The organism is Candidatus Hydrogenedentota bacterium, from assembly GCA_012523015.1.
Classification (GTDB): Bacteria; Hydrogenedentota; Hydrogenedentia; order Hydrogenedentales; family CAITNO01; genus JAAYBJ01.
In genome coordinates this window covers 1-13,392 of the sequence record JAAYJI010000081.1, presented here as the reverse complement: position 1 = coordinate 13,392, position 13,392 = coordinate 1, and the positions used below count along the sequence as shown (strand labels likewise).

Genomic DNA, 13,392 nt, shown 5'->3' with positions numbered 1-13,392 from the left:
TTTCCCGAATCGTTTACAATAACCTAAACAGTCAATAGTTGGCGCCGATATATGGCGCCTTTCCTTATTGGACAAAAATGGAAAGTAGATATAACCATGCCCGGTAATAAGGCATTCGGGAACCGGATACGCGGTCTGCGCGAAGAGAAGCGAAAGACGGACCCCAGTTTTTCCTTGCGGCAATTTGCTGAGAAGGTAGGCATCAGCCCGACCTTTTTGTGCAAGGTCGAAACCGGTGAGTTTGATCCGCCGAGTGCGGAAAATATCAAGCGCATGGCCAATCTGTTGGATTGCGATGCGGATGAATTGCTGGCGCTGGCCGGCAAGGTTGATCCCGCGTTGTCGGACATCATCAAGGACAAACCTAAAGTGCTGGCCGATTTTCTACGTGTTGCCAGCGGCCGTAGTGAGGCCGAAATACGAAGATTGACTGAGCAAATGCTCAAGAAAGATGAGGTGAAGGAGAAGTAACCCTGCAGTACCCTATTAAGTATATGACAACAGACCAAATCGAACAGGCGGCCATGGAACTGCTTGGGCTGTATGCCGGCCGGTACGGGATGGATGATTCGACTGCCATTCCTGTTGACATGGTGGTCGAGAGTACCTTGGGGTTGACCCTTGAGTTAGACGATCTTTCCAAGCGTCTTGGGGCTCAGGATATTCTTGGCGCTACATGGATTCAGTCGAAAACGGTTGTTATCGATCAGTCCTTGGAGCCCTCGGAGAATCCAGCAATGGAGGGGCGTTTCAACTTTACCCTCGCCCACGAGGCTGGGCATTGGGTTATGCATGCTCATCAGATTGCGGATATCCCGGAACAGGCAACACTATTCGACATCTCAACGGCCCCATCCATCGTGTGCCGCAGCAGTCAACGGAAAGAATCAATGGAGTGGCAGGCAGATCGTTTCGCTAGCTACCTTCTGATGCCCGAAGACCGCATCATGAATTTCTGGCGGGAAATTCGCGGCGGACTGGACCAATACATGGCCTTCGAAGAGATCGAGGCCATCAAAGCCCAGTCGGAGTATCCAATCCCTGTTACCCAGGTTGCGAAAGATATGGCAGAACACTTCCGGGTCTCCGGACAGGCGATGCAAATCCGTCTTGAAGGGCTGAAACTCATATTGGCGGAACACCCCGAACCGGACCTCTTCTCCGGTTAATCCCCAGACAAAAATAGCGACTATGTACCGCATTTTCATGCGGTAGGTGTTTAGTGTTTACTTATCAGTTCGACCCAACGTATGGAAGGAGTATTAAAATGCGAGCAAAGTTTAACGAAACGATGACTAAAGTTGGTGCGCCGCCTATCGAGTTCTGGGAGAATGATCTCGAATTGGGCATCGAAGACATTCTCCGCCGTATTGAGGAGAATGGCTCCCTTAGCGAATGGGTGCAGAGTTTGGACAAGCGCCGCACCAGCGTTCTATGCCAAAATCTTGGTCTTAAACAAGGCCGCGGTCTGGATGACCGCCGGGCATCCCTTTCTGAGTGCAATGGCACCCTCACGCCCTATCTTTTGGTGGCGCATTTCGGCCGGGGCAAATCCCATGCGGCAATCGAAGAACTCGCCTGCCGGAGCCTGCCTTCTGATGTGGTGGACGCCTGTCGCGTCAATGAGGAACGACATGACATCCTCGCGTTGCTTTTCGCACTCTTCCGCCACGACGCCGGATTGCTCCGAGAAGTCTTTCACCTGGACAAAATTCACCGGACGGGGTTTGCACGCATGACAATGGCAACCGAAGCGCGTAAACCAGAAAAGCACTCCTTCCAGGAATTTCTACGTTCTGCGGGCGCCATACAGGGATTGGGGGTTGCAGATGATGTACTGCGCGATGGGCAAACGAGCGAGCTGCGGGACGTCATCGAACTAGATGACCGTTTACTGGTTTTCGTTCGCCGTGGTGAACGCCCAGAACACATTGTTCGGGACAATCAGATTGTACACGGCCACCGGCCGGAATGGATCATTCTTGATTTTGAGTCTGGCGCGAAGCGAGTCAATATTGCCTCGAAGAGCATCAACGAATCGTTGGAGATTGCCAACCAGCTTGCATCGGGATACTTTGGCAAGGCTGTCGAATATGCCAATGAAACCGAGTTGACCTACTCCAAGCAACTCGAGCGTCTGCTCAACCGACTTTGTCACGGTGAAGATAATACGCTCGAGTGGGTGGAAATGCTGTTCGCCAACTCCCCGCTCGACGGTGCGCCAAAGCTCAAGATCGCTGGACTGACCGCCATAGGCCCGGCCGTCCGGCATTTTGAGACTGCTGTAGGAGGGCTCCTGGGGCATCTCGATTGCATTGAGAGCATCAAGGTCCGTTTTGCAAAGAAGCGGGTGAGTATTATCTTCGAACGGGAAGAAGAGCATGAGGAAGATGAATTCGTTGTTCGGTATTCCGACCACCGACTGAATGTGTTTGAACGCCGCAAGTTCGAAAACTATATGAGGGACGAGTATGGCATCCCGGTCCTGTCAACGGAAAAACGTTTCAAAAAAGAGTTGTAATCTACTGGATAAACTTCTGACGGATGGCGCCTGCCTCGAACTCAAGGCAGACGCGAAAGACGCCGCGGAAGAACTTGCCGGGCTCGGTATTCTCACGGTTGAGTCCCGAGAATATGTGCGTTGCGCCAACCCAAGGGATGGCGACTTCCGCTTTACGAGCAACCGGAACTGCGCAGGCCGCATCTACCTGGATGAGTCCATCGACCAGGCGGGCGAAGGATATCAATGTCCATCGTGTGACCGGCGGGTCTATCCAGGGAGCAAGCAGCGCTTTCAGGCATTGCAGTGCCACGTTCGCCCCGAGGGCGTGAAACTTTGGCTGGAAACCACCTCGTCAAAGGCCAAGTATACTTTTAAGGAGATGGAGCCATGGTTTTATCGCGTAGAGACGGGCACAGCCGAGATCTATCTCTGCGTGGTCGACTACTGCGAGGCGAATACCAAGATGACCCGGGAGTGGGCCATTGCGCAAGACAATCGGGCAGTCTGGATGAGCGTAAACCCACGCGGCCGAAGCGAGCGAACCATGCCGGAAGCATGGCTGCGATGTGTTTCCCTCTCCGAATTGCTCAGCGGCGATGCGGACCTGCCGTCCATCCTCAAAGAACAATCTGAAAGCCAGCGGCCTTCGGCATCTGGTAATGCCGCCTTGCCCATCTATACCAAGGGGCGCTGTTACCCACAAGCCTTTGAACCCGTCGTTCCCCCACATCCGGAACGGGTATTTATCATTGAAGTCCGAGATAAGGAAGTGCAGGTCAACGGGCAGGTGGTCATTCCCGCAAACGCCACAACCGGTAACCGCCTCTTCAGAATGCTTTACCGCCAGTTTGTTGAAGACCTTACGTCAGGCACCCCTCTGGAGGAGTACGGGGCGATGAACACGGATGCCCTCTGTAATGCCCTCTACGACGAAACCGGTGAGGAGCATGCAGACCCTGACGTCGTTCGGAAATCGGTAAACCGCACACAAGCCAAAATCGAAAAGGTCATCAAGCGTGAAACGGGGGCTGCTATTGACCGCCATGACATTATCCAGACCCAGCGATGGAAAGGGATCGGAGAAGGTGACTATGGCTACCGTCTAAACCCCTACTCTGTCGTCATACGCCCAGACCAATCGAAGAAACCAGACACTTGACCGGTTAATTTGTGACTTGTCCGGTATGCCGCAACGCGCCGGTAGAAAGCCCCTGATAACAGCCGCTTTCTTCCGGCGCGTTTTCTTTTACTTGACCGGTTTAATTTTTACATGACCTGCAATTTGGGTGTCCCGCAGCCGCATGATCTTACGCATAACAGCGGCGACCAGACGACCGCGCAACCCTAACATTGGAGGTCAATTATGACAACTACCGTAGTAGAAGTACCCGCCAGTAAACAAAGCCTGTCCATGTCCAGGACGCGTCTTCTCGAGAAGATGCAGGAGATGAACTTCGGACGTATTCACCAGATTGAAGTCCGGGATGGTGAGCCAGCGTTTACGCCGACGACCCGGATCGAACGGCACATCAAGTTCGGCGGAGAGAACCGGCCCCGTCCAGAGAGCGGTCTGGACGACTTTACCCTCAAGCGCAATGTCATCGAGTTGTTCGAAACATTCGAGCGGCTCGGTAACGGAACCATCAAACAGTTGGAGATCAAGGGCGGTCTGCCTTTCGGAATGATCATCGAAGAGCAGGTCGTCTGACGGCAAGAACATTTTAACGACACTAGACAACAGACTGGCCGCATGGCGGAGGTCGTTGTGGGTGTCGCCGCACCGGAACACACCGGTAGACAGGCGATTCCACAACGGCCTCCGCCGTCTTGTCGTCTCCCCGCTGCTAACGGTCCGCGACGATGCCCACTTGCCTCCTCCTCAGGCCGAGGAGGACAACTCATGCCTTTCACGAATCAATACGACGAACTGGGCGACTATGCCCGAGACCTCATCAAGAACAAAGCGCGACAGATCATTGGCAAGGCCGGCTTTAGGGCCTCGGACCTCGAAGACATCGAGCAGGAACTCGCGCTGGACTTGATCATCCGGCTGCCGAAGTATGACCCCCTTCGCGCGCGCCAATCCACCTTTATGGCGCGCATCGTCGAACACAAGATATCCTCGCTCATCTCTGAGCGATACGCGCAGTGCCGGGATTGGCGACGATGTCAAACTTCGCTTGACGAACCCACCAGTAGCAACGGCGCCTCGAACGAGGAAACACTCGGTGCACAGATGTCGGACACCGCTGCCGACACGCCAGAAAACACAGAAATCCTGGTAGATATACAGGCGGCACTCGAAACGTTGCCCGACGATATGCGCGACCTGTGGGAGCGTCTGCTGCGCGGCAATGTCCGACAGGTAGCGCAAGACTTGGGACTCTCGCGCACAACCCCATACAGCCGCATCAAGAAGCTTCGGCAGTTATTGGTTGAGGCCGGCTTGGACGAATACCTGACCTGACGTCCGACAGTTTTTCCGAGGCTCCGGTAAGTAACCAGCAGTAACCGCCATGAACACCACGGCGGGTTCCGGGGCCTCGGAACGGAATCTCAACCCATCTGAGAAAGGAAAGACCCATGAACACAGAACGGTATTGTTACCAGTTCAAGGACAAGGTTCCGGTCCGGGACATCGAAGAGACACTGATGCTCGCCCTGTTGGCTGTGGAGAGCATGCACGGCCGCACGCGGGTGCGGATGGACGGCCGGTTCCGACTGGACAAAAAGGAACGGGTGTGTGTCATTCACGCAGGCACACGCATTGGCGGGGACCTCGCGAAGATCTTCACCGGCTTCGTGACGCGCGAGTTCGGGGACGACGCCGTGGACATTGTCCACGAGCCCGCCCACAGCTGCACAGGCCAGGGAAACTGCCGTGCCGCGGCAGCGGGAGCCGCCGTATGAGCGAAAAAATGCAGACTACCTATTCCATGTGGTCCAAGTTTCGTAACTGTCGGAAAGCCTGTGAATGGCGCTATCTCCAACACCTGGCGCCACTCGAACGGGACCACAATCTGGCTTTCGGCTCGGTTATACACGGCTGTCTGGAATGCTGGCATCAGCATCAGGACTTGAACCGTGTGATCGCGTTCATCGACCGTACCTATCCGGAACGCGCCGGTGACGAAAAGCAACGTGCCGACTGGCACCTGGCCACGGCGATGATGACCGGCTATGCCAGCCGGTATCCCGGGGAGGACTTCGAGGTTGTTGCCTTGGAGAAAACCTTTGAGGGAAACATTATCAACCCGGCGACAGGCGCTTCCTCCCGCAGTTTCACGCTCGCGGGCAAGGTAGACGGCATTGTCAGGCAGGACGGCAAGTACTTTCTGCTCGAACACAAAACGGCCTCGCAGATCGACTCCGGTTATCTGGAGCGGCTCTGGACGGACTTCCAGATTCATCTGTATGCCTGGTACGTGGAGAAGGCCCTGGGCTGGCGTATCAGCGGTGTTGTTTACAACATCCTGGCAAAGGCGAAACTGCGGCAGCGCCAGGGCGAGACCGAGGCGGAATACGAGGCGCGCCGCGCGGAACTCATCGCCAATTCAAAGACCGGCAAGACAAGCGCGAAACGCAAAATACCCGAGACCGACGCTGAATTCCAGGAGCGCCTTGTGGACTGGTATGCCCAACCGGACGCCTTCCACCGCGAACTGCTCTATATCCCCCGTGACCGTTTCGACACGCTGCGCGCGGAACTGTGGGAGTTGACCCGCTCCTTTCTTGACGCGCGCCGTCGCGGCGTCTTTTACCAGAACACGTCGCAATGCTTCACCTATGGCCGCCCCTGCCCCTACTTCGCACTCTGCCGGTCAAACGGCAGCCCCAACGTAATCGAAAACTTGTACCAGCATGTCCCGCCCAACACCGAGTTGGCCGAAACCACGGAAGACATTCCCGTCTTCTAAGAGAAAGGAATTCCGACATCATGAAATTGCCGACCGCGAAAACACCCCCCAAAAGTACGCTGAACGATGTGTCCATTCTGCTCTATGGCCCGTCGAAGATAGGGAAGAGCACCTTCGCATCGCAGGCGCCCGAAGCCATCTTCCTGGCAACGGAGCCCGGCCTGAACGCCCTCGAAGTCTATCAGCAGCCTATCACGTCCTGGCCCGAGTTTCTCGAAGTCTGCGCTGAACTCGCGAAGGGAGAACACCCGTTCAAGACGGTGGTCATTGACACGATTGATGTGCTCTACCGCCTCTGTGCCGACCATATCTGCCAGAAGCGCGGCATCGAGCACGAGTCCGACGGCTCTCACGGCAAGATTTACGGACTAATTAAAAATGAAATCTACCGGGTACTGACCAAGCTGGCGCATCTACCATACGGCCTGATCCTCATCAGCCATTCCCAGGACCGTGACCTGGAAACCCGGACCGGCACCGTCACACGGACAGTACCAACACTTTCCGAATCCTTCCGGCAGATCGTCATCGGCCTGGTGGACCTGATTCTCTATTGTGACATCGAGGCGGTGCAGAATGAGAATGGGCAGCGCGTATGCCGCCGTGTTATCCGCACCAAACCCAGCCCGAATTACGATGCCGGCGACCGCTTCGGCCGCCTGCCGGAGATCATACCCCTGGATTTCCCCGCATTCGCGGAAGCCTTTGAAAACAATAACCAGCATGGTACGTCGGCGGGAGCCGGCCAACCAAACCCAGTCCCGGCCGCCAAAACGGCGAAGACCGGCAAGTAAGGAGACCTGCTCATGGAAACAACCGGCTACCCCCAGAACGAACACGAAGACATAGACCTCAGCCAGTTCGATGACGACTACGATAGCGCTGAGGTCGAAGACCGGGAGTTTGATACCGTGCCCGACGGCAAGTACCAGGTGATGGTGGAACACGTCGAACTGTCTCGGGCCAAGTCCTCAGGCAACCCCATGCTCAAATGGACGCTGAAGATTCTCGCGCCCACTCACGCGGGACGTCTGCTGTGGCGCAACAACGTCATGGCGTCCAAGGAAAACATCAAGTGGCTGAAGAACGATCTGCACACCTGCGGTCTCGAACTCGAGAAATTGTCCGACCTGCCGGAGCGTCTCAATGACCTGCTCGACTTGACGCTGGAGGTTACGAAGCGCACCCGCGGGGAGAATGAGAATATTTATCTCAACCGGCGTATCGAGATTGACGTCAACGATGGCGAACCTGCACGGGACGCCAAAGGCGATCTCATCCCCTTCTGATGGAACGTATCAACATCGTCATAGACACGCGGGAACAACAGCCCTACACCTTTGACCCCGAACGCTTCGAAACGGTTCGGCGCGCCCTCCCTGCCGGGGACTATTCGCTCGTCGGCAGCGAAACGCGGGTGGCTGTGGAGCGCAAGTCCAGGTCGAATTTCATCTCCACTGTCATCCGCACCCGCAAACGGTTCCACGCCGAGTTGCGGAAACTTGCCAACCCAAGTTGATACAGATGTTAGGAGAAAGTTTCAAGCGTAAATATCCTTTGGATCGCACTCTTGCCTTAAAATTTCAAGATTTGGATCTAAAGATAAGATAATAAATAATCTGCTCTTTACATTAAATAAATCCTGGTTCTGTTTTATTGTGATTTCTATTACAACATCAGTTTGATAATGATTCTTATCATTATGGATTGCTTTTTTTTCACTTGAACCGACCTGCCAGTTAATTATGTTCATATCCTTATAATGAAGTTCTATTGTGTTGAATAGGTATTTGTGAATCGGATATACGCTGTTATGAACCTTTAGAGTATAGGAAAATTTGGTTGATATCATTCTTACTCCTAACGCTCTGCATAACCGGCTGGCAATGGAGCGCAGCGGAATTGCTAGTCCAAGTTAATGCGGTTGTTAGACGATTCGCTCGAACAAGCCAAGTGCACCATCACGGCTGTGAGGTAAAGGATTTCCAGGGACGAAGTCTCTTCTCGCCAACGGCCAAGCAACACGCCTGTCGTATCCAGACCAGCAACATTGCTTATACCATTCGACTCTTCCGTTGCCGCCGTAAAGCAGAAAACGGGGACTACCTGCAGGATTTTCGATGGCGGCTTGCGCAAGGTAGGCGTTTGGGTTACTGAAGTCAGTCCAATTCTGGTCACCCATTCCGTCTCCGGGCTGAATAATAGCGATACAAGCAGGCGCTACCTTGTTTTCGACATATAACTTCTTGAATAAGGTTACGCCATCCGCCCCTACGAACAGAAGACTCATTAGCTCTCTTGGTTTGTCCGAACCATAGTTTCGCTCCAGCAACGCCCATTCTGCAAACGGAGGCGTTGCTCTCTCCCGCGCCTCTCGGTTATTGCCTCCTTCAAGCCAGCACGAACTTTCATCATTCCATCGAGTGAGAGGCAACTCATCTTCGGTTAGGCTTCTTCGACAAATTAAACTGTAGCCTCCTCGTAGCTCGCCCATGAATGGAGCTGGGTCAAGTGCGGCTAAAATCGATTCAGGCGTGTATCCGTAATCTGCATAAACGAAACTCCAAAAATAGTGACCGAGGTGCATTATAGGATCGCTGTCCAGTCCTGAAGCAGGGTAGAAAACTGATTCATTGAGGATGTCTCTGAATGGAAAAGAACCGTTTATGACGTTTTCATTGAGCCATGATGGTCGTTGAATCTCAGGTATCTGATCTGACTTGAGCAGATTGATCATCTGTTCATCCCTTCGTTTCATGTTTCATCCTCCTAACAATGGTTATATGGTTTCTTCATAACACCTTTGGGCCGCGACATCGCGGCATAAGACCCCGCCTGCTATTCTGTCGTAACTACAGCACTTGCAGAATCTTAGTCCATTTTCTGCACCGAACGCGGGGGGATATATGGTTTCTGTATAAGACACCTTGGTTTCTCCTCTACAAATCGTCCACCGGACTCTTGACGCCCTTGCCTCCCCGGATCAGGACATGGGTGTAAATCATGGTGGTCTTCACGTCCTTGCGACCGAGAAGTTCTTGGACGGTCCGAATGTCGTAGCCGCTTTCCAAGAGTAGTGTGGCGAAGGAATGTTGAAAAGTATGGCATGTGGCTTGTCGCCATCTGCATTAAAGAATCCTCCAATGGCCTTCCGACAGTCTTCTCTTCCTCCCGGTAAGTAACCCCTAAAGGTCTGCGCGCGGTCGCGCTGTGCCTCGGTCACTAACCGGAGGAATCTATTGTGAATAATGCCACATGTACTGTTCGAGGATCAATTGATAGGGTTTACTATTCCAGTCCAACATTTTCCGCAGGGCGGATGCGGGTTGATGGCGGGGACTGGGTGTCGTTCGCAGGAAATGTGTTCGCCACTGAAGGCGATACGGTTTCGCTTGCGGGCACGTGGGAGAAGCATCCCAAGTATGGCCGGCAGTTTAAGGTGGACCATGTATCTATCGAGATGCCCCAGGACGCCGAAGGGCTGGCCCAGTATCTGGCCAATCATCCCGAGATCAAAGGGATCGGCCCAGCGAAGGCGCGGATGTGCGCAATATCCTGGAATTCGAACGCGACTTCCCGGACGAGAAGGTGATCACCCTGGACCAGAACTACCGGTCCACCGAAACCATCCTGGCCGCCGCCAACGGCGTTATCAGGAATAACAGTGCGCGCCGGGAAAAGAAACTCTGGTCGTCCCTGGGCAAAGGCCGGCCCATTGATCATTTCGTGGTCGGCGACGAGGAGGACGAGGCGCGCGAGGCGGTGAACTGGCTCATCCAGATCCGGCAAAAAACAGGCGTGAGTCTCGAAGATTTCGCGATTCTCTATCGTTCCAACCTCCAGTCGCGCCCCTTTGAACTGGCGTTGCGCCAGGCGGGCGTCCCCTACCAGGTCTATGGCGGGCAGGACTTCTTCGAACGCGCCGAGGTGAAGGATATCATCTCCTATTTGAAAGTCATCGCCAATCCGCGCGACGAAACCGCCTTTCTGCGGGTGGTGAACGTGCCCCGGCGCGGCATCGGCGACGTTACCCTGCACCTTGCCCACGAGATCTGCCGCACCGAGGGCAAGTCGCTCGGCATGGCAATGGCCGCCGTGCTCGAACGCAGCATGGCCCCGAAAAACACCGAGTACGGCATCCGCAGGTTTCTCGGCGTGATCCAGCGCTACCGGAAGCGCTTTCGCGATCTGGACGCGCCCCTTGACGCCATAGCCCGTGACCTGATCCGTGATATCGATTACCTCGATGAACTGCGGCGTACCAGCCGTACGCCCGTACAGTATGAGGCGCGCGTCCAGAATGTGGAGGCTGTCATCAACGCCCTCGCCACCTACGCGGCCGGCACGGATCATCCGCGACTGCATGCGTACCTCGATGCCACCCACCTTAACAGCGATGCCCAGGCGGAGTCCAGGCAGGACATGAAACGGGACGGCGTGTCACTCATGACGATTCACAGCGCCAAGGGTCTGGAATTTCCCTTCGTCTTTATCGTGGGCATGGAGGATGGTTCGCTTCCCCACGAGCGCAGTATCACCGACGGCGCCCTCGACGAGGAACGGCGCCTCTTCTATGTCGCCCTGACCCGCGGCAAACGGCACGTCACCCTCTTCGAAGCCCTGTCGCGCACCCGCCATGGCCGCGAACGCATGTGCAAAACCAGCCGCTTCCTGGCTGAAATCCCACCTGAATTGATTGTGTGCCAGGTCCGCGCCGCCCGCGAAATGGTCGAGGAACGCGTTGCGCCCCCGAAACCCAAACCCAAGCCTAAACGCCGCCCCCCGCGAAAGACGCTGTGAACCGCACCGTTCCGCGGATTCCTCTTTATCCTGCTGAAACGCTGGGTGAAAATGAGACTCGTGAAAAGGTTCAAAGGAAGATATGTCACGTATCCTCGGCAGAGCCCAAAAGAGTAACGCAGACTTGAATCACGTATGGCAGAGCGTAGTCTGTCTTCACGAAGTGTTCGTTATTACTCCATCCACCGTCAGGCTGGTTTAGCGGGTACCCGTGGCGGGACGTGAAGGAAGCGCGTGATATCTGGGGTAGTCCGGAGAAATGAGTAAAGTGTTCCAAGGATTCCCGCATTTCGCAACCAGTCCCTGAACTGCCCGTTTTATAACATCCGTCGCCTTCGAATACAGTAAATACAAAATAACATGCCTGACACTAACCCGGTAATCAAGGCGCCAACTATAATCCGGCGGTATACCCGGTTGCGTTGCAGGGTTTCTTGGTCGACCAAGCGGTTATGAATTATGAATGTGGCGTTGGGCGGAATATCAATCTTAAAGTAGCGCTCATCAAGAATCTCATTCAGGATCAGTGAATCTTCCTTGAACACAATTTCTGAAATGCGGCCTTCAACGAAATCGTTGCTTAAACGGACCGCAATGCTGGCCGCAACGGGATCAATTTCGTCTCTGTTTTGGGCTTCAATAATGCTGTTGGCAAGAGAGCCCGGCTCGTAGATGATATTTCTAACCATCAAGGGAAACCACACCCCGTTGATTAATTTATAGTCCTCGTAAATATAGGACCAATAAGGCCAGCGCAAATCATATATATTTCCGGCGTATTGTTGCTTAAGTGCTTCTTTGTTATTGCCAAAGCCGGCGAGTACATCTATTTGCACGACCCTGCCCAAAGGGTCAAAATGGATGTCCATTCGCCCACCGGGATTCGATTCGTGAACCAGCACGTCATGCTCTTCACCTTTGATCACGAATTGCTCGCCACTCCAGGAAAGCAGATCCTCCAGAGAATCATTATGATCCCAAACCGCCTTCTGTTGGAAGAACAACTGGGGAGTATATATTGAGGATTCAGGGACCGAAAAGGAGGCTTTATCAGTGGGGAAGTCTGTTATATATTCTGGTACTTCCTCCGAATACTTGGTGCGTAAATATCTAAAAGCACCACTAAAGAGAGATTCTTCAGTGGTAAAATTACCTCTGTCTTCAAAAGTGACTTTAATTTTCTTGTTATCACCGTCATGGCTGAGCAAAACGTGGGTGATGAAGAATTTGTCGGCCTTACGCTCATATACGGTGTATTCCCCACTAAAAGATCTAAGCGCGTTCGACCAGACAATAGCATCCGCCTTCCGCTTTATGACGGCCGAAGTGTTTGGGTCCGCAATGGATGCCAAGAAGGTTGATATGAGCAGAGAAGAGATAATACAAATCATAACATTACGCTCCTTCACGGAAAGAGAGAAAGAGGGGAATTGAAGGCCACAAAACGCATTGATAATATTTCGGGATCAGGATGTCAATTCCAGCAAGCATTAATTTATTGTCAGTTTAATATTGCTAAACTTTTGTGTAGTTGCATAGAGGTCGACAGTCTTCTATTCGTTGTGAACATAGCGGACTTGCATCATAGTAAATATTAAGGCAGTTCTTGCAGTTTGCCATATGCTCCGCTTTATTTGGGCAATCTTCGGGACAACTAGGCAATTGATACCTGCCATATTCTTTAGTGATTCTGTCACACCCAGAGCACTTACTATAGCTTAGGGCGCAGGCTCTTGTCTCTCCACCTCCCGGTGAATCGGGCGCCCCTGAATCGGGTAACATGCCATCCGGGCAAAGTTCATAAATGCCACTATCACATGGGTGTTCAGGGCAACCAGCCAAGAATGGGCAAACAATGACGATAAACAAATATATCGGTTTGAAACAAGAGACTACTTTCATTTTGCTTCTCCTTACTTAATTACCAGACTAATTACTTGATTTGACGAACAAAAAACAGAATCATATAATCTTTTTATTACAAGTAATTCCTGTTTGTATTTTCAGTGAACATAGCATAAAATCTATCTTATCCTGTCTATATTATTGCGCCTTACCCCATTCTTAGACCACGAACCGCCAAATTTAAGGTGGAATCTGTGTCTCCTGTTTGCGTGAAATGAGGACCTTGGCTGTCCTCCCTTGCAATGCCTTCGCGGAGCGTAGCCCGTC

General features: G+C 53.2%; 17 protein-coding genes. 12 read left to right on the top strand and 5 right to left on the bottom strand.

Annotated elements, in window-relative coordinates:
* Positions 1–96: 96 nt before the first annotated feature.
* From GX117_03635 to GX117_03625, 3 genes are all read left to right on the top strand, one after another.
* Positions 97–471, top strand: coding sequence for a helix-turn-helix transcriptional regulator (locus GX117_03635; protein ID NLO32437.1), 375 nt, complete (start codon positions 97–99; stop codon positions 469–471).
* Between the two features lie 53 nt (positions 472–524).
* Positions 525–1,169, top strand: a complete 645-nt coding sequence (locus GX117_03630) for an ImmA/IrrE family metallo-endopeptidase (GenBank protein NLO32436.1) — start codon at positions 525–527, stop codon at positions 1,167–1,169.
* A gap of 98 nt (positions 1,170–1,267) precedes the next feature.
* Positions 1,268–2,521, top strand: a complete 1,254-nt coding sequence (locus GX117_03625) for a hypothetical protein (protein NLO32435.1) — start codon at positions 1,268–1,270, stop codon at positions 2,519–2,521.
* A gap of 1 nt (position 2,522) precedes the next feature.
* Here GX117_03625 and GX117_03620 read toward each other — a convergent pair whose 3' ends face one another.
* Positions 2,523–2,813 (bottom strand): hypothetical protein, encoded by a 291-nt coding sequence (locus GX117_03620; GenBank protein ID NLO32434.1) that lies wholly within the window; start codon positions 2,811–2,813, stop codon positions 2,523–2,525.
* Between the two features lie 69 nt (positions 2,814–2,882).
* Between GX117_03620 and GX117_03615 the strand changes: the two genes are divergently transcribed.
* From GX117_03615 to GX117_03580, 8 genes are all read left to right on the top strand, one after another.
* A complete protein-coding gene (locus GX117_03615; GenBank protein ID NLO32433.1) occupies positions 2,883–3,662 on the top strand; it encodes a hypothetical protein in 780 nt (259 codons plus the stop codon).
* Positions 3,663–3,866: 204 nt separating this feature from the next.
* The gene (locus GX117_03610; protein NLO32432.1) at positions 3,867–4,211 is read left to right on the top strand and encodes a hypothetical protein; all 345 of its coding nucleotides are present in this window, start codon (positions 3,867–3,869) and stop codon (positions 4,209–4,211) included.
* Between the two features lie 192 nt (positions 4,212–4,403).
* Positions 4,404–4,970, top strand: coding sequence for a sigma-70 family RNA polymerase sigma factor (locus GX117_03605; GenBank protein ID NLO32431.1), 567 nt, complete (start codon positions 4,404–4,406; stop codon positions 4,968–4,970).
* 116 nt (positions 4,971–5,086) lie between these two features.
* Entirely contained in the window at positions 5,087–5,413 is a 327-nt protein-coding gene (locus GX117_03600) for a hypothetical protein (protein NLO32430.1), read from the top strand.
* Positions 5,410–6,420: a PD-(D/E)XK nuclease family protein gene (locus tag GX117_03595; protein ID NLO32429.1), complete on the top strand. Its 1,011-nt coding sequence runs from the start codon at positions 5,410–5,412 to the stop codon at positions 6,418–6,420. The genes GX117_03600 and GX117_03595 overlap by 4 nt, the downstream gene beginning before the upstream one ends.
* Positions 6,421–6,440: 20 nt before the next feature.
* A complete protein-coding gene (locus GX117_03590) occupies positions 6,441–7,214 on the top strand; it encodes an ATP-binding protein (GenBank protein ID NLO32428.1) in 774 nt (257 codons plus the stop codon).
* Positions 7,215–7,226: 12 nt separating this feature from the next.
* On the top strand, positions 7,227–7,709 hold the full coding sequence (locus GX117_03585; protein NLO32427.1) for a DUF669 domain-containing protein: 483 nt from the start codon (positions 7,227–7,229) through the stop codon (positions 7,707–7,709).
* Positions 7,706–7,939: a hypothetical protein gene (locus GX117_03580; GenBank protein NLO32426.1), complete on the top strand. Its 234-nt coding sequence runs from the start codon at positions 7,706–7,708 to the stop codon at positions 7,937–7,939. Before GX117_03585 ends, GX117_03580 begins: the two co-directional genes overlap by 4 nt.
* Positions 7,940–7,960: 21 nt before the next feature.
* Here the strand turns inward: GX117_03580 and GX117_03575 are convergent, their stop codons facing one another.
* The 3 genes from GX117_03575 to GX117_03565 all read right to left on the bottom strand — a co-directional run bounded on the left by GX117_03575 (position 7,961) and on the right by GX117_03565 (position 9,491).
* Positions 7,961–8,173 carry a hypothetical protein gene (locus tag GX117_03575; protein ID NLO32425.1) on the bottom strand — a complete coding sequence of 71 codons (213 nt, stop codon included), beginning with the start codon at positions 8,171–8,173 and terminating at the stop codon, positions 7,961–7,963.
* 174 nt (positions 8,174–8,347) lie between these two features.
* Positions 8,348–9,178 (bottom strand): hypothetical protein, encoded by an 831-nt coding sequence (locus GX117_03570; GenBank protein NLO32424.1) that lies wholly within the window; start codon positions 9,176–9,178, stop codon positions 8,348–8,350.
* A gap of 181 nt (positions 9,179–9,359) precedes the next feature.
* Positions 9,360–9,491 (bottom strand): tyrosine-type recombinase/integrase, encoded by a 132-nt coding sequence (locus tag GX117_03565; GenBank protein ID NLO32423.1) that lies wholly within the window; start codon positions 9,489–9,491, stop codon positions 9,360–9,362.
* 472 nt (positions 9,492–9,963) lie between these two features.
* On the opposite strand from GX117_03565, the gene GX117_03560 reads away from it, so the two are divergent.
* Positions 9,964–11,220, top strand: a complete 1,257-nt coding sequence (locus tag GX117_03560) for an ATP-binding domain-containing protein (GenBank protein ID NLO32422.1) — start codon at positions 9,964–9,966, stop codon at positions 11,218–11,220.
* A gap of 317 nt (positions 11,221–11,537) precedes the next feature.
* Here the strand turns inward: GX117_03560 and GX117_03555 are convergent, their stop codons facing one another.
* On the bottom strand, positions 11,538–12,611 hold the full coding sequence (locus GX117_03555; GenBank protein ID NLO32421.1) for a hypothetical protein: 1,074 nt from the start codon (positions 12,609–12,611) through the stop codon (positions 11,538–11,540).
* Positions 12,612–13,392 lie beyond the last annotated feature (781 nt).